Source organism: Chryseobacterium turcicum (assembly GCF_021010565.1).
GTDB classification, from domain to species: Bacteria; Bacteroidota; Bacteroidia; order Flavobacteriales; family Weeksellaceae; genus Chryseobacterium; species Chryseobacterium turcicum.
In genome coordinates, this window is record NZ_JAJNAY010000002.1 from 26,425 (window position 1) to 46,815 (window position 20,391).

Below are 20,391 nucleotides of genomic sequence, written 5' to 3' on the forward strand. Positions count from 1 at the left end.
TGCACTCAGAAAAAACAAGGTAATTCTTGTTAAAAGATGACCTTTAATCGGGGCGTAGCGTAGTCCGGTCATCGCGCCTGGTTTGGGACCAGGAGGTCGCAGGTTCGAATCCTGCCGCCCCGACTGTTTTAGTAATTTTTTCAAAATTACAAATGGGTGCGTAGCTCAGCTGGATAGAGCATCTGCCTTCTAAGCAGACGGTCTCAGGTTCGAATCCTGACGCGCTCACTTAAAACTCACAATTTTCATTGTGAGTTTTTTTGTTTATAATGATTTTTCTAGATACATATATTTTTAAGAATATTTTTGTTTAAAATTATTTGTCATTAATATTGCACCATGAAAATCTACATTACACTATCTCTTTTATTCCTGCTTTTAAGCTGCGATTTTAAAACGTTTCGTGAAAATAATTCTCAAGACATAAAAGAAGCCGAGAAAGTAACTGAAAGCTATTACAGTCTTGTAGAAAAAGGTGATAAAGAAGAATTGTTGAAACTATTCAGTAAAGATTTTTTTGAATCCTCCGACAAGAATGCAGTTGAATCGGTTATTGATTGGCAGATTCAAGAAAGTAAAAAACCTAATTATACATATACTCTAATTGACTCTCAAACTCTTGTTGAAGAAGGAACTGATGCAAAATCAGAATATGTTTTAACTTATAGTGTACAAAGAGAATTTAAAACAAAAGATAAAATCACTCTAATTAAAGAAAATGATGATAAAATCAGAATCTTTAAATATGAAATGACTTCTGAAGAACGCAAATAACTATAAAACCACCGTAAATATACAGTGGTTTTCAAATTTATCATTAAAATTATTTCAGTTGATAAGAATCTCCGTTCCAAAGGTAGATTTTCGATGCGTTTTTCTTCTTTTCCCGATCTTTCTCATCTTTTTCACTTTTTTTCTTTATTTTTAATCATCTTATTTGAGATTTTTAAAACATGACAACGCCCTCGCAACTCTTACAACATTTAGAACACCTTCACCAGCTTAATGATGAAGAGCGTATTGCATTATCTAAAATAGGAAAACCTCTATTTCTTCCAAAAAAAACAAAATTGGTAGAATCTGGCGATTTATTTGACCATGTTTTTGTGCTTACAACTGGCTTATTGCGTTGGTATTTTGATTCGGATGATGGTACCGAAAATAATGTCTTTTTTACCTCAGAGAAGGAACACGCCATAATATCCGGAATTCCTGAATATTATGATGATCAAAAACAGACAAAATATACTATTGAAGCGCTTGTAGATACGCAGTTATTATTGTTTCCAAAAGACCAGTTTGAAGAATTAGCTTTTCAGCATAAAGGCATTTTTCAGTTTTATATTAAATCTCTGAAAGTTATTATTGATACTTTACGAAATCGTACAGAGCAGCTCTGCAGTGATTCTCCAAGTTCGCGTTACGAAGTTTTCTTAAAAAATCGTCCTTACATTACAAGAAATGCAAACCGTAAGTATATCGCTAATTTTCTAGGGATTACCCCCAATTCTTTATCGAGATTAACCTCTCGTATACATAAAAAGCTACCACCTAAAAAATAACTTAAGAATAGTTTTTCTGGATTTCTTCGTTCTAATTTTGTACCGTACAAAAAACTGTAATACAGACACTTGTATAAAAAGTATGATTTAAAACGAAAAAACAATGAACAAAAAAAAATTAAGAATAGGTATATCAAGCTTATTCATAATGTTAGCAAGCATGCACCTGAATGCACAATCACAACAAGTAGAAAAAGCTGGGATTTACATGACTCAAGAAATGTCATTTCTTAATATGACCCCAATACAGGTAGAACAAGTTTATCAAGCTAATTTAGAAGCTGCTGAAGCTGTAGAAAATCTAGACAAAGAAAGTATCGCTCAGAATTCAGCTCAGTCAGAAAACATCGAAAGTTTTGCAAAAATTCTAAAAGAGAGAAATCATTCTTTACAAGATATTCTTTCACCGGTACAATTTCAACTTTTTCAGGAAAATAAAATCGCAAGAGCCGCTACTTTCAGAACAATTGTTATGGCACGTATGCTAGATTTAAGCAACGACCAGTTGACGCCGGTTTTCAACATTAACCAAGAAATAGTAGAAAACGTAAGAAAAGATTTAGATATCTACTTTTCTGCAAATAACAATAGAGGTAAAAACAATGCTCAACGAAAACTACACAAAGCATTGAAAAAAGCAGACAAAGCTTTTGACCAGATTTTAAGCCCACAACAAATCATCACTTATCATGAAAATGCCGATTTCTTTCGCAATATAATTAGTGAAGAATACGGAACTAAAAATTAGTTTTTTATCATGTTTTATGATTCTCGGTATTATCTTAACTGATATGCCGGGATTTTTATCCCCAAATTTATCTTACCATGCAAAAATCACTTACAATACTATGTGTATTCCTGTGTTGCGGCCTTTCGTATGCTTCCACAGGAACTTTAGAAGACACTATCGCAGATACAGCATCTTGGCTTATCATGCTTATTTTACCATTTGCCGGAATCTTTCTTTTTTGGAAAGTTCATATTTATCCTGAAAAAGTGGCGGAAAAGAAAAACCATCCACAATTAAACGCCATCAAAAGCATGTGTTTGCTGTCGTTAATATTTGGTGGTCTGCTTTGGCCTGTTGCTTTAATATGGGCAAACTACGATTACAAAAAAGAAAAAACACCTTCTTCAGATTCAGAAAATTTAGATTCTACAAACGAAAAAGAAGAAATTTTAATTGAAGAAAATCAATCGCTTTCAGAAGAAACACAAAGTCATTAAGAATAAAAATTATGTTAGAATTACTTATCGGAATATATGCCGGAATTTGCTGGCTTCTCATCAAAAAATTAAAATGGATTCCTTGGAATTTCAATACGCAGGTCGTTGTCTATTCCTTACCCATTTTCGGGTCTATTGCTCTTATATTGAGTTTGAACTACTTCTGCCCTATCACATCGGATGTGAAAGTGGGTAATCGAAGCGTAGATATTACGACTCAAACTTTAGGAAGAGTAAAAAAAGTTTATGTAAAAACCAATCAGGAAGTTAAAAAAGGAGACACTTTATTCACCATCGACCCTTTGCCTTATCAACAAGAAATAGAATCTTTGGAAGCCCAACTAAACAATATGAAGTCTACCGTTTCGTCTTACAACTCGGATATTGATGCTTCTCGTAAAAACATTGCGAGCCTGCAATCTCAATTGGATTTGAGCAACAAAAGAATAAAGCAATATCAGGAATTAGTAAATGCAGGTGCAGCCAATAAATTTGATTTAGAACAGGCAATGTCAACTTCACAGGATTTACAATCAAGAATAAGTGCGGCAAAGGCTCAGAAATCATCTTTAGAAACCAAATACAACTCTAATTACAACGGAGAAAATGCTTCAGTGTCGGAACTTAAAGCCAAATTAGAGCAAGCAAAATGGAATCTTTCTCAAACGGTCGTTTTAGCACCAACAGACGGTTTTATTCCCAACGTACAGCTGAATGAAGGAGCAATCATCGCACCTTTCAAGTCTGCTTTTGTTTTGATTCAGAAACAGCAATCTATCATTGCATTCTTTTCTCAAAACGAATTGGAAGCGGTGAAAAATGGTGATGAAGTAGAAATTGCCTTAAAAACAGCCCCCGGAAAAGTGGTAAAAGCAAAATTGGAATACGTAATCGATGCAACAAGCCAGGGTATTATGAATAATGCAGGAGGAATGTTTGGCGGCAACGGAACAACAGCCGGAATCCCAGATACCGCGAGACAATTGCCCGAAACGGACGGAAAACTGATTGCAAAATTTGTTTTAGATGAAAAAGACCAGGTATTAACAGTAGGCTCTCGAGGTACAGCCGTTATTTATTCTGATAACATTAAACCTTTACATTTAATAAGAAAAGTGATGGTAAGAGTGAGCAGTAAAGTTAATTACTTAATTCCAAAACTTCACTAAATGCTAAAGAAAATAAGTATTGCAAGCGTTCTGTTGCTGAGTTTAACATCTTGTATTGGATACAAAAATGCAACACCTGAAAAAATAGAAGCTTTAAAAAACACCAGCGAAATAAAATCAAACATCGAAATCCCTGATAAATGGATTCAAGATAAAGAAACAGACAGCCCCGATTTTTCTTATCAATGGATGCATGAACTTATTACAACCGAGCTTGAAGTTTTGGTAAAGGAAGGCCTTGCTCACAACGCAGATATCATTATCTCTAAAGAAAAGCTGAACCAAATAGAATTGTCGATGGATATTGCAGGAAGCAATCTTTACCCAAGCGTAAATGCTTTGGCAAATACCAGCAACAATCTTGTAAGCGGTACTCACATCGGAAATTTACAGTTAAAGGCCAATTGGGAACTCGACCTTTGGGGAAAAAATAAATCGGCTGAAATGGTGAGCGTAAGTCAATATTACTCGGCAGCATTTCAGCAAAAAATGTTGAAACAATCGGTTGCTGCAATGATTGCTAAAGCTTACTATCTTAATATTGCCGGACAATATCAGGAGCAGAAAATCAGTCAGTATATTGGTATGACCGAAGATTTGAAGAAAATTTATTCGGTTCAAAACAAGGTCGGAACTGCCAATGAAATTGATTTATCCAACATCGAAAGTGAAATTATTTTGTTGAATTCTTATCTTGAAAAAGTAAAAAATGCCAATTCACAATCCAGAAGAAGTTTAGAAATGCTTTGCGGAAGATATCCGGAAGGCTTGCTGAAAGTTAATGCAGAGTTTTCAGCTTTAAAACAGGAAATTCCAGCCAATTTTCCTTTGAGTCTTTTAGAAAAAAGGTCGGATATTATGGCGCAGCAATTTCAGATAGAAACCAGTTTTCATGAAATTCAGGAAGCGAAAGCCGCAAGATTACCTTCCATCAACATCAGCGCAGCTTTTGGTGCAGCAGAAACTAATGTAGGAGCTATTAGCAATCTTTTTTCCAATCCTTTAATAAAAGTTGGTGGTGGATTGACTACGCCTATTTTCAACGGAGGAAAACTGAAAAAGAATGTTGAAGTAAAAACTTCAAAGCAAAAACAAGTGGTCGAAGAATATGCAAAATCAGTGCTTTTGGCCTATAATGAAGTAGAATCCGCATTAGCAAATCTCAGCTCTATCGAAAAGCTAAATGTTTTTCAGAAACAAGCAATTTCTTCACTTGAAAGAAACGTTGGTTTAACGAAAAAACAAATCAAAGTAGGCAGCAATAATAGTTTTGTTCTACTTCAAAAGCAAAGAGATTTGATTAAAAAAGAAATGAACATCATCGACCTTGACCTGCAACAGCGTATTGAAAGAATCAATCTTTATATGGCTCTAGGAGCAAATGGTCTTGAATATTTTTAGAAATATTGGTCTCAGTGGCTTTTCAAAAAAGAAAAGCAGACTTGGGACCTATTTTATATATTCAGTTTTGTAGATGACATTTTTTAACCGCAAAAGAAACAAAAGATTTTGTGGTCGTAAAAGTGATTTAAAAGTTAGCAAAATTAACACTGAATTGATACTGTGCTTTTTGCATTCTTTTGAAATTTTATTTTTTCAATCATTTCTTTTGTAGCTTTTGCGGTTTAGTACATGACATTTTTTTTTAACCGCAAAAGTGACAAAAGATTTTATTATGGATAAGTTATCCAAAAGCTAACAAAACAAGTGATAAAGTAAAAGAAACATTTTGTAAACTTTTGAACTTCTCTTTTTCCAATCATTTCTTTTGATGCTTTTGCGATTAAAAAGAGATTTTAAGTTTTTGTCATGTACTAAACTTTTGCGGTTAAAATTTAAATATTATTTTTTGTCATGTACGAAAATATTAAGAGCTTATTTAAATTTAAATGAAAATAATTTATCTCGCGGATATTGCTGATTAAGCAGATTAATTTCTGCTGTTTTTAATCTGCTTAATCCGCGAGAATTATATAAAAATGATTAAGTTTAGATAAAACAAAAACCACTGCAAAAATACAGTGGTTTTCAAATATATTGTTAAAATTATTTCAGTCGATAAGCATCTCCGTTCCAAAGATAAGTTTTTGAAGCATTTTTCTTCTTTTCACGCTCTTTCTCATCTTTTTCCATTTCTTCCATTTTAAAGATAAAAGCATCGGGAATTCCGCCCTTATCATTAGGAAAAACAAATTGTTCACTGTGGTAATAAACATCGGCATCTCCTACGTTCATGAGCTGAGGAAGTACAATCATTTTTTTATCTTTCAACAGGACATATTGGTCATAACTTGCAATTCCGCAAGCTTCGCCAGAAACCATGGCTTTTAAAGTAAATTCTACATTTTTCAATTTGTGATTACTTTCAATAGTAAACGTTCCATAGCTCAGACTTTCGCCTGAACCGGTATCGAAAGAAACCTCATCAATCAGTGTATTTCCTTCAACCATTTTAATGGAAGCAATATTTTGCTTGATTATAATTTCAGGATATTCCTTGTCTTTTTTATTAATGGTTTTTGTTAAGCCAAAAAGAAAATCATATCCATTTTTAGTTCTGTAGCCCACACAAAGATTTCCGCCCCAAACATAGCCTTCTGATCTTTTATCACCTTTCTGATAAGATATCTTGTACCAATTGGCTCTTCTTTCTCCTAATTTCAAAATAGTTTCATCTTTTTTAAGAATCAAAATCTGCTGATTCGTTTGTAAAGAATCTAAAATTTGAGCATTGACATTGGGTGATTGTCTGATTCTTGTAAAATCGGTAAAAATTTTCTGCGTTTTATTTTCTTCAAAGTGAAAAACTCCGTTTGCATATTCGTAATCTTCTTCCTGCGCAGAAAAAAGCTGAATGATACATAAAAATAAAACAGTGATGAATGGTTTCATATTTTTTAGGCTAATACTGAGGTTGAGGTTAAGGTTGAGGTTAAAATATTATGATAATATATCTTATTTCTCAAGCAATAAGCTTACCCATTCTTCACGTTGCAATTTCTTTTTAAGTTCTAAATTGTTTTCTTTACAAACTTCCAAAATATCATCAACGTCGAAGAAACACAATCCTGAAAGCAATAATTTTCCACCTTCATTCAATACAGAAACATACCTTGGAATATCTGAAATCAGAATATTTCTGTTGATATTTGCTAAAATAATATCGTAGTTTTCTTTTCCTAAATTATCTGCAGTTCCCAACTCAATATCCAATTCTACGCCGTTTCTTACAGCATTTTCTTTAGAATTTTCAACTGACCATTCATCAATATCGATGGCTTTTGTATCTCCGGCTCCGATTTGTTTTGCATAAATCGCCAACACTGAAGTTCCACATCCCATATCCAAGACTTTCTTGTCTTTAAAATCGATATCCATCATTTGCTGAATCATCAAATGAGTTGTTGGATGGTGACCTGTTCCGAAAGACATTTTAGGCTGAATGATAATCTCATGCATTCCTTCTACAGATTCATGAAATTCTGCTCTGATTAATACTTTATCATCAATATTGATGGGTTCAAAATTCTTTTCCCACTCTTCATTCCAGTTGATATTGGGCATTTCTGTGAACGTGTATTCTATTTTCACCTCATCATTCTGAAAAAGAGGCAAAGCCTTCAGTTCTTCTTCTTTAAAAAGTTCTTTTTGAATATATCCTAAAATACCATGAATTTCTTCTGTAAAACTGTCGAAACCTATCTCTATAAGTTCTGCCATTAATATTTCGTTCCAAGGCTGAAGTGGTGAAATCTTGAAATCGAATTCTAAATAATTTTGCATGTGAATAATTTGTTGCAAAAATAAGTATTTAAAAGTTTAAAGCTGATGAGATTTACCCATGAAGATTACAATTTAAAGAAAATACATTTTGCCTAAAGTCATGTATCGTATCAAAGCAAAAGCGGACTAAAGCCCGCTCTTGTTGATTTTATTATCTTGATGTAGAAGTTGTTATTATTTATAGCTACCCCGTCTTTTTGTTTTCACAAAAATCCACCTCTTCCTTGAATGGGAATTTCAGTATCCCTAATACTAACTTCTAACATCTAGTTTCTAACTTCTAAATTATGGATTGGTAGAGAAAATAGAACCATTAGCAATCAAAGCTCTTCTGTTCATTTTCAAAATATCTCTTACCCATTCTGCGAAATCTTCAGGCTGAAGAACTTTATCAGGATTACCATCCGTCAAACCTCCCTGAATAGACATATCTGAAGCAATTGTACTCGGTGTTAAAGTAATCACACGGATATTTTGCTTTCTCCATTCTGCCATCATTGATTGAGATAAAGAGACAACTGCTGCTTTTGACGCTGCATAAGCCGACATATTGGGTCCGCCTTTCAAACCTGCTGTTGAAGCTACGTTTACAATATCACCTTCACCTTTTTCTTTTAAGAACGGATACACTGCTTTTGAAGCATAATAAACACCAAAAAGATTGGTTTTGATGACTTGCTCCCAAGTTTCAGAAGGCATATCTTCGATAGAACCAAAATCTCCGATTCCCGCATTATTAATAAGAATATCTACCCCACCCAATTGCTCAGCAATAGATTCTATTCCTGCTTTCACATGAATTTCATTATCGATGCTAAACACTGCGTATGCTGCATTTACACCTAATTTCTGAATTTCATCAACAGTCATTTTAAGGTTTTCTTCATTTCTTCCTGTGATTCCTATATTTACGCCTTCACTGGCAAGGATTAAGGCTACAGCCTTTCCTAAACCTCTACCACCTCCGGTGATAATAGCATTTTTTCCTTTTAGATTCATTGTTTTAATTTTATTGGTACAAATTTACGAAACCATTTTTTTAAACAAGCGTTTACGATTTTGATTTAATAAAAATTAATCATCTTTAAATTCTATCTCAAAACAAAACCAGCCTACGAATAAGCCGGTTTCTGAAAGTAATATATAAAAAGTAAAAATGATGTAAGGAATCAATATTTAATAAAGTTTGAATTTGAAATTCTTGTGACTAATTTCTATACATATCATGCACGTTAAGCTCAACGTTATGTTTTGCTTTCGATAATAATTAAGTTTCTTTAGGCCTATATTTTTTTGTTTGCGCAAAATTAGAAAGCTATGACGAACATAGGTTTAATAGGGCTTTAACATATTTTAAACAAATTCTAAACGACATATTAATTCATGATTAACGATAATACATAAGCTTTTAGATAGCAGCACGTTAAAAGGATGAATTATTTTTAATACAAAAAGCAAGTTATTTTAGCCTACCTTAATAGTCTTTTCCGGAGAAAACATTTTGCTACACAAACATCATCTTATTTCGAACTGAGCTTACATAAACAAAAAATCTGCCCCAAATGAGACAGATTCTTGTTTCTAATTATTTAATCAATTTATTTTCCTTTCAACTGTTCCGGAATATTAGTGGTAATAAAACCTATCCCTTGTTTTTTCAGTTCGTTGTAAATTTCAACTTCATTGACTGTCCAAGAATTGGTGATTAAGCCTAAGGCATTGGCTTCAGAAATCCATGTAGGGTTTTTCTGAAATACTGAATAGTGATAATCTAATCCGTCTAAACCTTCTTCTTTAATCTGTTGTGGAGAAAGCTCACCTCTCAAATACTGAACTTTAAAATCAGGAGCCAGTTTTTTGATTTGTTTGCAAATATTTAAGCTGAATGAGATATATTCACATTGAGATTCCAGTTTCATTTCTTTAATCATTTTAATGGTTTTTTCCACCATTTCATTTTCTAAAGCTTCAGTTTTTGCAGGCTTAATTTCTACAATAAGCTTTAAACTTTTGTCTTTCTTACCAGCTTTCAGATAATCTTTCAGCGTAGGATATTTTTCACCATTTGAAAGTTTCAGTTTTTCCAATTCTTTAAAATCGGTTTCTGAAATTTCCATTTTCCCGTGATGCTCGTCGTGGTTAATCACCAAAACACCATCTTTAGACATTCTTACATCAAACTCAGATCCGTAAATCTTTAGTTTTTGGGCATTCTGCAATGCTGTAATAGAATTTTCCGTTGTTGGAGGATTTGTCTGAAAATAACCTCTGTGCGCAATAATTTGGGTTTGTGCATTCATAAAAACTGTCGTTAAAACTGCAAACCCTAAGATAAACTTTTTCATAATATCGATTGATAATTAAAATCTAAAAGCCTTTTTTCAGACTTTTAGATAAAATTAGTACTTATTTTTTTAGAATGAATATTTTGCTCCGATTTGAATTTGATAAGGATTACCTGATAAAGGTGCTAAACCACTGGTATTTTTAGCATATTCAAACTGTTTTGTAACGGGATCAAACTTATTGATTCTATACAAAGACATGTTTCCGTAAGATTTGTTTACTCCCCATTCTCTGTTAAGTAAATTGGCCAGGTTGAAAATATCAACAGAAAGTTCAAAGGCTCCAATTTTTTCAAACTTAATTTTTTTCGCTACACGTACATCCCAAACTCCGTAGAATCCATTTTTTCCACCGTTTCTTTCTGCAATTTGGTTATTATAATCGGTGATGTAATTTTTTAAAGCCTTTCCTACTTCAGGATCATCAATCAAAGATTGTGTTAATTGAGGGAAAATGTATGCTAAATCGTTAGTATCCACGAAATCTCCGTTGATATTCCCACCTGCTGTCACAGAAAAACGTGTTCCGCCAATTCCTGAATATCTGATTCCTAAAGTAAATCCTGCAATGGTTGGTGAGTTTCCGTATAATACCACTTTGTTTCTGAATTGGTTATCAGAATAGGTCATTCTTAAATTTCTAGGATCACTTTCTACCAATGTAGACAATGTCGCTGAATTCGCTACGTTACCGTTGTATGAAGTATTATCTTTAATATCAGACCATGTGTAACTTGCGGTAATTTCTCCGTCTTTCCAGTAACGGTAGCTTGTATCTGCTACAAAAGAGAATTGATTGACTTTTCCGTCACTTACAAGCTCTAAAACTCTCCCGAACTTTTTATTAATCGTTCCTTCTTTCCAATTCATTACACCATTACTTGCATTGATCGTACTAGCCGGAACAAAAACACCTCTTCCACCTTCATTATCAAGAGTGAAGAAAGGATTAGCTTCCATATTTCTATCATAATAGAAGTAATTGTTTCTACCTAAAGCCATATAACCTGCAAGCCCAGCTCTGAATCTTTCGTTGAAGAAATGCGTATACGAGATATTTGCTTTATAAACAATCGGGATTTTCGCATCTTCACCGGTATAATTAATCGTCGGAAGCTGATATTGCGACAATGTAGGAACAGTATTGTAATCATTTCTATAGCTGTTGAAATCAGGTGTCAAACCAATTTGTGAAGGATTAACATCTACCGTTGCTAAATGTTTCCCATCAAACACCAAATTATTGATAACCATATAATTGTTGATATCTGAAGAGAAAATTCCTGCTCCGAATTTTAAGAAATCTTTATTTCCTTCATTCACATTCCACTCAAACTGAAATCTTGGCTGAATAACAAAAGATTTAATCTGATTATCAGTTCTGATTCCCATTTCATCAAATAATTTCTGATTAAACTGAGCTTTCGGATAACCACCATAATCAAGCCTTAAACCAGCCATAAAATCTAAACCTTTTGCCACTTTCGTTTGAATCTGTCCGTAAATACCCGCATTCCAAATACTCGACTTTACAGACGGATCTTCTACCAAAGGAACTTCTCTGTAGAATCTGTTAGAAATAAGATTGTTAAAATTAAATAAATTATCACCACCGTTTACGGTAGGGTTTTCTCTGAAATGAAATCTTCCGTTGACCTCACTTCCGTACACAGATCTTGCTTTGGTGTACATTAAATCTACCCCAAAAGTATATTTAATCTTATCGGTATTGTAATACAAGTTATCAACAATCTGAATTACATTATTTTTGAAGCTTTCCTGCGCAAAACGGTGACCTCCAATCTGGATGTTTGTCGCCTTGTTTCCGTCGATATTGGTGATTATATTTTCTACAATTGCTCTCGGAACAGCATGTCCCAATTGGTCATTTTGATAACTGTCTTGGAAAGTATATAAATGTTGAACTTTCAATTCGTTCGTTATATTAGGCTTTAAGTTTGATCTTAAAGTTAACAACAAACTGTTATCCATGTTTTTATCGGTTCCGTAAGACTCAAATGCATTAATTGCCGTATTGTCTCCTAATCCGTTTTTATTGAGATCGTAAGTAAAATTGTTTCTTAATGTTAATAAGTTCTTCTCATTAATCTGCCAGTCTAAACGTAAAAAAGCGGCATCAGAATTTCTTACTTTATCGAAACTTCCAAACTGTGGAGAATTTCCAACACCGTATTTTGCTCTTGCAATATCAAGGAATTTATTAAGTGTCGCAGTTGTTGTATTTAATCTTAACTCATCTTCACGCGATTTGATGTCTGCAATCTGCAACGGTCTCGAATCTAGCTGATGATCCCAAGCTGCGAAAAAATGTAATTTGTTTTTAATAATTGGTCCACCCAATGAAAACCCGAACTGAGAAGTAGAAAAATCAACATCTCTCTTGTTTCCACGAATATCATATGGGCTCGAAAGCCAGTTGGTTCTCAAATATTCCCAAGCGCTTCCAGAAAATTTATTGGTACCCGATTTCGTAACCGCACTTACCGTTCCCCCTCCACTTCTTCCCAAAGTAACATCGTACTGATTGGTTGTGATTTTAAATTCTCTTACCGCTTCAATCGATATAGAAAAAGGCGCACCACTTCGGCTGGTTGTAGATCCGGCTGAAGTAGGATTTTTCGCCGTCATTCCGTCAATGGTAAAGTTGGTAGAAGAACCTAACTGCCCCGATAAATTACCGTTTTTACCGCTTAAAGGAGACAAATCTGTAAGACTGGCAAAATTTCTTCCGTTTACAGGTAAAATACCTATGTTCTTTGCCGAAATTGCAGTTGCTGCTCCTAAGTTTCCTATTTTATTTTTAAGATTACCATTAATAACTACTTCTTCAATCATTTTTTCGCTATCATCCAAATTGAGATTCACAGTAACCTGATCACCAAAATTTACATTGTAGCCTTCCTTTTTTTCGTCATTTACGATAACCGTATAAGGTCCACCCAAAGGTATTTCTTTGAAAATATATTCACCCTTCGAGTTGGTTTCTGTTACTGTACGAAAACCCGTAGACTCATTCACAATAGTAACTTTTACTTTTTCCTGAATACTTTTACCCGTAATTTTCCCTACAATAGAAGCTTGTGTTGTTTGTGCATAGGCAATAGTTCCTACTCCCAAAAACAGAAGTCCCAATAAAATCTTTACTTTTTTCATATGATAGATTAATTGGGTACAAAGGTATAGTGTCACTGCAAGCCACCTGTTTAAGGTAATTTTAACATTTTTTTAATTAAATTAGAATATTATGTTAAACAAATGTAAACGATTACATTATTTAATAGACTATCAAGTCATTAGATTACATTACAAAGTTTTAATTTTCTCAGAATAATTAATAGTGTTATTTTTTTAAATTATTATTTACATTATTTTTGTTGAAAAGATAGAAAACCCATGTCCGAAAACATTCAGCATAAAATTGAGCAATTAAGAAAAGAACTTCATCAGCATAATGAAAACTATTATCTGCTGGATGAACCCAGTATTTCAGATTTTGAGTTTGACTTATTATTAAAAGAGCTTCAGAATTTGGAAGCACAACATCCTGAATATCATGATGACAACTCACCCACGATTCGTGTAGGTGGTGGTGTAACAAAAAACTTCCCGACGGTTCAGCATCAATTCAGAATGTATTCTTTAGACAATTCTTACGACTTTGATGACTTAGAAGATTGGGAAAAGCGACTCATTAAAACCATCGATGAACCGGTAGAATTTGTTGCCGAACTTAAATATGACGGTGCCTCAATCTCTATTTTATATGAAAATGGAAAATTGATACAGGCTGTTACTCGTGGCGACGGTTTTCAGGGCGATGAAATTACAGCAAACGTACGTACCATTTCAGATATTCCATTAAAACTAAGCGCAGATTTTCCTGAAAGATTTTTTATGCGTGGCGAAATTTATTTAACCCGAAAAAACTTCGATAAAATAAATAAACAGCGTGAAGAGGAAGGCTTAGACCCATTTATGAATCCAAGAAATACGGCAAGTGGAAGTTTAAAAATGCAGGATAGCGGCGAGGTAAGAAAACGAAGACTTTCATCAGTACTTTATCAATTTGTTTCAGATGAAATTCCTGCAGAAACGCATTGGGAATTGCTACATCAGGCACAAAATTGGGGTTTCAAGATTTCTGATCAGGCAAAATTATGCAAAAATTTAGATGAGATTAAAGAATTCATTAATTTCTGGGATGTTGAAAGACATAACCTGCCTTTTGAAATTGATGGAATTGTATTAAAAGTTAACTCTATCAAACATCAAAGACAGTTGGGTTATACTGCAAAATCTCCGCGTTGGGCGATGGCGTATAAATTTAAAGCTGAAAAAGTAGAAACCGAATTACAAAGCGTTTCTTATCAGGTCGGAAGAACCGGAGCAATCACTCCTGTTGCCAATCTGAAGCCTGTTTTGCTTGCCGGAACAATTGTAAAAAGAGCATCTCTGCACAATGAAGATATCATCAAAAAACTGGGTCTTCACGAAAAAGATTTTGTGTACGTTGAAAAAGGTGGCGAAATTATTCCTAAAATTGTTGGCGTAAATACTGAAAAAAGAACTTCTGAAAGCAAAGAATTAGAATATATTAAAAATTGCCCGGAATGCGGAACCGAATTGGTAAAACTAGAAGATCAGGCGATACATTTTTGCCCGAACGATTTGCATTGTCCGCCTCAGGTTGTGGGTAGAATGATTCATTATGTCTCGAGAAAGGCTTTGAATATTGATAATTTGGGAAGCGAAACCATAGAACAGCTTTACAAAGAAAAACTGGTTGAGAATCCTGCCGATTTTTATGCTTTAACCAAAGAACAACTTCTTCCTTTGGAAAGAATGGCCGAAAAATCTGCACAAAACATCATTACCGGAATTGAAAAATCAAAAGAAATCGCTTTTGAAAAAGTTTTATACGGAATAGGAATTAAGCATGTCGGAGAAACCGTCGCTAAAAAATTGGTCAAAAACTTCAATACCATTGATGATTTAAGAAACGCAACAGCCGAAGAACTGTGTCAGGTTGAAGATATCGGAATGAAAATCGCTGTAAGTATTGTTGATTTCTTTAATAATTCTGAAAACATTTTAATGCTTGAAAGATTAAAATCTTACGGTGTACAGTTGGAAAAAGGTGAAAATACGAATGAAGTTTTATCGAATGCTTTAGAAGGAAAAACATTCTTATTTACAGGAAAACTTTCCCTTTTCACAAGAGAATCTGCAGAAGAAATGGTAGAAAAACACAACGGAAAAAATATTTCTGCCGTTTCTAAAAACCTCAATTATCTGGTTGTCGGCGAAAAAGCAGGAAGCAAGCTGAAAAAAGCACAAGACATCGGAACGATCACGATTCTTGATGAACAACAGTTTCTGGATTTGATTAATAATTAAAATAAAGACTGTCTTTTGGGCAGTCTTTTTTGTTTGATATTTTATTGTAATTTTATTTTATTAAATTATAAAAAATGGATTTTCTAAAAGACCACTCTATTCAAAACGAGTTGCTTTTGATTTTTATTTCGGTATTTCTCGGTCTTTGCATTGGAGCCGAAAGGGAATATAGAAACAAATCGGCGGGATTGAGAACATTTATTCTCGTTTGTTTTGGATCTTGTCTTTTCACCATTCTTTCCATAAAAATAGGCGTTGATAATCCCGATCGATTGGCAGCCAACATCATTACCGGAATTGGTTTTTTGGGCGCTGGAGTTATTTTTAAAGGAGACAATAAAATCGACGGCATCACTACTGCCACAACAATTTGGGCAACGGCGTCTATCGGGATGGCGGTGGGTTCGGGATATGTTTATTTATCATTACTGGGAACTGTTTTAGTGTTATTAATTCTAAGCTCACTCACCTATTTTCAAACGTATATTGATCATAATCACAAAATTCGGGAGTATAAAATCGTTGTATCCAACAAAGAAAATCTTGATTATTGTGAGGAATTATTTAAAGTAAACCATTTAAAATTCATTGTCATTAAACAACAGTTTTCAAAAGGATCATCCAGTACAACCTGGCTTTTGACAGGAAAAAACAGTCGTCATGAAGATTTAATACAGCAGATGATGCGCGATGAAAAAATAGATTCTTTTCAGTTTTAAAAATTCATCTTCATTAAAAAATTGAAATTTTCATTGATTAATTCTCTCTGCTAAAAAAATAAATAAATTCAAATATCTTTAATTTAAATTTATCCATAAACTGTAGTATTCATTTATATTCTTAATTGAGTTTATTTTAATAGCGATTTTCAAAATATACAACCATAAACAGCAAATGATGAGCCTCGGAAAAGCTCAGGTTTAAAAGAAATTAAATATTACTTTTACAATAGAGAAACTAATATCCATAAGGATTTCATGGAAAAACTGCTGAATATTTACAATAGTATAGAAGGTCTTTCTCAGGAGGAAGCCCTTTATCATGCCAACCAATTTGAGAAGATTGTTTTTGCAAAAAAAACGATGATTTTAAACGAAGGAACAGTAGAAGATTACCTGTATTTTATCGACAAAGGGATTATCCGTTTTTTTGTGAATAAAGTACATCCTACCGAGCCTTCCAAAGAAATTACATTTTCTTTTATTGCAGAAAATATGTTTTGCAGTGCTTACGATTCTTTTATTACAAGAAATCCATGTGCTTACAATGTAGAAACAGTGCAGGAAACGGTGGTCTACAGAATACATTTTGATGATTTGGAAAAACTTTACCAAAGAAGTAAGGTAGGAAATTATCTAGGAAGAATCTCCGCTGAGAATTTATATGTACGCAAAACCCAGCGCGAAATATCTTTACTTATGCACACTGCCGAAGAGCGCTATCTGAATTTGGCGAAAGCATATCCAAATTTTATCAGAGAAATACCTTTGAAACACATTGCATCTTACATCGGAATAACGCCACAAGCATTAAGCCGCATCAGAAAACAGAATTTATGAACATAGGTTCATTCTTTTGCTTGAAAATTATCACTTATTTTGCACCGCTAAAGAAAACACAAGTGATGAAATTTTCTTTCTCAGAATCAATACAATAGAAAAATATATCACTCTGTAAAAGATTTGTTAAAATTTATTTTAATGAAATTTTAACAAAAAAAAAAAACATATCCCAGAAAACCCTTTCTAAATTTAAATTTTAGGAAGGGTTTTTCTTTTCCTAAAAAAATTAAAATGTGTATTTTAGACAAAATTTTTAAATAATGATAAAACGTAATCTTCTTATTGCTTCGGCATTCTTCACTTTCTCTTGGGGAATCGCTCAGCAATACGGTGGAATGTGGATTCCTACGGAACTTAATGAAAAGGAAATGAAAGATCTTGGGATGAAAATTTCTGCTAAAGACATTTTCAATACACAAAAACCAAGTATCAAAGATGCTGTAGTACAGTTTAATGGAGGCTGTACAGCCGAAATCATCTCTCCAAAAGGATTATTACTAACCAATCATCACTGTGGGTATGGGCAGATTCAGGCACATTCTACAGTACAAAACGACCTTCTTTCTAACGGATTTTGGGCAAAAAACATGAGTACAGAACTTCCAAACCCGGGAGTAACTGTTGATTTTATTGTAGATATTAAAGATGTTTCTTCTCAAATTTTAGACGATACCGATAACCTTCAGGAGCCGGAACTCGCAAAACAAATCGCAAAAAATATTGAGATTTACAAAAATTCTCAAAAAATAGAAAATTATCAGTCGATTTCTGTAAAACCGATGTATTATGGGAATAAATTTTACGCTTATGTCATCGAAACCTATAAAGATGTACGTTTGGTAGGAGCACCTCCTCAAAGCATCGGAAAATTCGGAAGCGATACTGACAACTGGGTTTGGCCAAGACATACAGGAGATTTCTCGATGTTCAGAATTTATGCTGATAAAAACAACAAGCCTGCAGAATATTCTAAAGACAACGTGCCTTACGTTCCGAAACATTATCTTCCGGTATCCATCAAAGATAAGGCAGAGAATGATTTCACATTTGTATTCGGATTCCCTGGAAGAACAACGGAATATCTTCCTGCGATTGCCGTAGAAAAAATCATGAAAGAGATTGATCCTGCAAGAATTGCCGTACGTGATGTCGCTCTGAAAACTTTAGACGAAAAAATGCGTGCTGATGATGCTACAAGAATTAAATATGCTTCTAAGTTTGCCTCTGTAGCCAACTATTGGAAAAAATGGATTGGCGAAGTAGAAGGTTTAAAAAAATCTAACGCGGTACAGAAAAAAGTAATGTACGAAGGTTCTTTGATTGCTAAAAACCCTGAAGTAAAAGCAACTTTAGACCAACTGAATAAACTGTATAACGACCAGGCTCCTTATGCTTTGAACAATGCATATTATGGCGAAGTAGTAAGAAATGCAGAAACATTTGCATTGGCAAATATGTATTCTAACTACATTACTTCTGTAGAAGCTGGAAGAATGGATGAAAAAGGAACAGCTGCTTTTAAGAAAAAACTGACTTCTTTCTACAAAGATTACAGTGCTGAACTGGATTCTAAAGTTACGGCTAAACTTTTGGCATTATACGCTAACAAAACAGACGCTCAGTTTTTACCAGCTGGTTTTGATAAATATAAAAATGATGCTCAAAACATTACCAGCTTTGAAGAGCTATCAAAGAATTCTGTGATTACAGGAAGAAGCCAGGTGAACGGTGCTGCTCTTAACGGAGATATTGAAAAAGCATTTTCAAGTCAGGATAAATTGATTAAAACCATTAAAAAAGATGCTGTTTATCAATTATTTATGAGTGTAAAAGATGCTTATATGAAAACTGCTGACCCTCAATTTACAAGTTTACAGACCAAGATTGATGCATTGCAAAAAACCTATATGGCGCAGCAAATGGCTACAGATAAAGACAGAAAATTTTTCCCAGATGCTAACTCTACCCTTCGTGTAACGTATGGAAAAGTGAAAGGGTCTACTCCGAAAGATGCAGTAACTTATGATTACCAAACTCATTTAGCTGGAGTTATGGAGAAGTATATTCCTGGAGATTATGAATTTGATGTTCCACAAAAACTAATTGACCTTTATAACAAAAAAGATTACGGAAACTACAAAGATAAAAGTGGTGATGTTCCTGTAGGATTTACAGCAACCAACCATACAACAGGTGGAAACTCTGGAAGTCCGGCTTTGGATGCACACGGAAATCTTGTTGGTTTGAATTTCGACAGACAGTGGGAAGGAACAATGAGTGACATCAATTACGACCCACGTTTCAGCAGAAACATCATGGTTGATACAAAATATATTCTTTTCATCATCGATAAATTTGCCGATTCAAAATGGCTAATTGATGAGATGAAAATTGTAAAATAAGACCTATTTTATCGTAAATCTAAAAGATAAGATTCAATAAACCCCTTGAAATAATTTTCAAGGGGTTTTTCGTTTTTAATATTAATTCCGCTTAAACTAATTTTCATTAACCGCAAAAGACAAAAGATATTTGAAATGTATGTTATTTAGATATTCAAAGCTCTCAAAAGAATAAAAATCAAAGATTTTTTTAAAGCTTATGTGCTCTTTTTTGTTTATTGATAAGTTTAAACTTAAAATATCTAAATCTTTTGTGCCTTTTGTGGTTAAATAAACAAGTTTAACATTCTATTATAATACTCCAGCCCTTACACGGCTTAAAGTTTCGGGAGACATCAATAGATAAGAAGCAATATGCGCTACAGAAGCACGTCTGGAAACGGAGGGAAGCTCTCTGCAAAATCTGTCATAACGCTCTCTGGAGTTTTCAAAACGCCAGGAATCTGCTTTTTGTTGAGAAACCACAAGTTTATACTCCATCACCGCTCTGTATAGTTCATTAATTTCAGGAAACTCGTCACAGAGTTTTTTCCATTTATCATAATCTAAAAGAAATAATGTAGACGGCTCTAGAGCTTCGATGAGTAAACGGGTTGGCTGTTGCAAAAACAGACTTTCAATACACGTTGCGATATTTCCTTCACAAGAAAAATGTTCGGTTATATCTCGTCCGTCTTTATAATAAAACTGGCGAACCATCCCCTTTTCTACAATATAGAGATAGCGACTGATTGTACCCTCTTGTAAAACCATTTCATCCTTATGATATTCTTTTTTCACCAATATAGATTCAAATTTCGACATTGATTCCTGAGAAAATTGCACTTTATATTTATCGAGTAAAGTTTTTATAATATCCATTATTAAAAAAATAAGACTTCAAAATTAATATTTTTAATTGAAGTGATACGAATATGACGCCC

The 20,391-nt window shown here is 33.7% G+C and carries 16 protein-coding genes and 2 tRNA genes; 12 read left to right on the forward strand and 6 right to left on the reverse strand.

What is annotated here, in order from left to right; translation table 11 throughout:
• Positions 1–48: 48 nt before the first annotated feature.
• From LO744_RS14885 to LO744_RS14920, 8 genes are all read left to right on the forward strand, one after another.
• Positions 49–123, forward strand: a tRNA-Pro gene (locus LO744_RS14885).
• A 31-nt stretch (positions 124–154) separates the two neighbouring features.
• Positions 155–228: transfer RNA gene (locus tag LO744_RS14890), tRNA-Arg, on the forward strand.
• A gap of 111 nt (positions 229–339) precedes the next feature.
• On the forward strand, positions 340–774 hold the full coding sequence (locus LO744_RS14895) for a hypothetical protein (RefSeq protein ID WP_230670675.1): 435 nt from the start codon (positions 340–342) through the stop codon (positions 772–774).
• 179 nt (positions 775–953) lie between these two features.
• Positions 954–1,562, forward strand: a complete 609-nt coding sequence (locus LO744_RS14900; protein ID WP_230670677.1) for a Crp/Fnr family transcriptional regulator — start codon at positions 954–956, stop codon at positions 1,560–1,562.
• Positions 1,563–1,665: 103 nt separating this feature from the next.
• The gene (locus LO744_RS14905) at positions 1,666–2,310 is read left to right on the forward strand and encodes a hypothetical protein (RefSeq protein WP_230670679.1); all 645 of its coding nucleotides are present in this window, start codon (positions 1,666–1,668) and stop codon (positions 2,308–2,310) included.
• Between the two features lie 77 nt (positions 2,311–2,387).
• Positions 2,388–2,789 (forward strand): DUF3302 domain-containing protein, encoded by a 402-nt coding sequence (locus LO744_RS14910; RefSeq protein WP_230670681.1) that lies wholly within the window; start codon positions 2,388–2,390, stop codon positions 2,787–2,789.
• Positions 2,790–2,800: 11 nt separating this feature from the next.
• Positions 2,801–3,958, forward strand: coding sequence for an HlyD family secretion protein (locus LO744_RS14915; RefSeq protein WP_230670684.1), 1,158 nt, complete (start codon positions 2,801–2,803; stop codon positions 3,956–3,958).
• The gene (locus LO744_RS14920; protein WP_230670687.1) at positions 3,959–5,359 is read left to right on the forward strand and encodes a TolC family protein; all 1,401 of its coding nucleotides are present in this window, start codon (positions 3,959–3,961) and stop codon (positions 5,357–5,359) included.
• 645 nt (positions 5,360–6,004) lie between these two features.
• Here the strand turns inward: LO744_RS14920 and LO744_RS14925 are convergent.
• The 5 genes from LO744_RS14925 to LO744_RS14945 form a co-directional block, all read right to left on the reverse strand.
• On the reverse strand, positions 6,005–6,850 hold the full coding sequence (locus LO744_RS14925) for an SH3 domain-containing protein (protein WP_230670690.1): 846 nt from the start codon (positions 6,848–6,850) through the stop codon (positions 6,005–6,007).
• Between the two features lie 63 nt (positions 6,851–6,913).
• Complete coding sequence (gene prmA, locus LO744_RS14930; RefSeq protein WP_230670693.1) at positions 6,914–7,741, reverse strand: 50S ribosomal protein L11 methyltransferase; 828 nt, start codon at positions 7,739–7,741, stop codon at positions 6,914–6,916.
• A gap of 285 nt (positions 7,742–8,026) precedes the next feature.
• Entirely contained in the window at positions 8,027–8,740 is a 714-nt protein-coding gene (locus LO744_RS14935; protein WP_230670696.1) for a 3-ketoacyl-ACP reductase, read from the reverse strand.
• A 599-nt stretch (positions 8,741–9,339) separates the two neighbouring features.
• On the reverse strand, positions 9,340–10,086 hold the full coding sequence (locus tag LO744_RS14940; RefSeq protein ID WP_230670699.1) for a glycerophosphodiester phosphodiesterase family protein: 747 nt from the start codon (positions 10,084–10,086) through the stop codon (positions 9,340–9,342).
• A gap of 69 nt (positions 10,087–10,155) precedes the next feature.
• On the reverse strand, positions 10,156–13,260 hold the full coding sequence (locus LO744_RS14945) for a TonB-dependent receptor (RefSeq protein WP_230670702.1): 3,105 nt from the start codon (positions 13,258–13,260) through the stop codon (positions 10,156–10,158).
• 240 nt (positions 13,261–13,500) lie between these two features.
• On the opposite strand from LO744_RS14945, the gene ligA reads away from it, so the two are divergent.
• From ligA to LO744_RS14965, 4 genes are all read left to right on the forward strand, one after another.
• Positions 13,501–15,504, forward strand: coding sequence for an NAD-dependent DNA ligase LigA (gene ligA / locus LO744_RS14950; protein ID WP_230670706.1), 2,004 nt, complete (start codon positions 13,501–13,503; stop codon positions 15,502–15,504).
• 74 nt (positions 15,505–15,578) lie between these two features.
• Complete coding sequence (locus tag LO744_RS14955) at positions 15,579–16,223, forward strand: MgtC/SapB family protein (protein WP_230670708.1); 645 nt, start codon at positions 15,579–15,581, stop codon at positions 16,221–16,223.
• Positions 16,224–16,481: 258 nt separating this feature from the next.
• A complete protein-coding gene (locus LO744_RS14960; protein WP_230670711.1) occupies positions 16,482–17,063 on the forward strand; it encodes a Crp/Fnr family transcriptional regulator in 582 nt (193 codons plus the stop codon).
• Positions 17,064–17,326: 263 nt separating this feature from the next.
• Positions 17,327–19,468 carry a S46 family peptidase gene (locus tag LO744_RS14965; RefSeq protein WP_230670715.1) on the forward strand — a complete coding sequence of 714 codons (2,142 nt, stop codon included), beginning with the start codon at positions 17,327–17,329 and terminating at the stop codon, positions 19,466–19,468.
• 291 nt (positions 19,469–19,759) lie between these two features.
• On the opposite strand, the gene LO744_RS14970 is transcribed toward LO744_RS14965, so the two are convergent.
• Positions 19,760–20,329 (reverse strand): Crp/Fnr family transcriptional regulator, encoded by a 570-nt coding sequence (locus LO744_RS14970; RefSeq protein ID WP_230670717.1) that lies wholly within the window; start codon positions 20,327–20,329, stop codon positions 19,760–19,762.
• Positions 20,330–20,391: the final 62 nt, after the last annotated feature.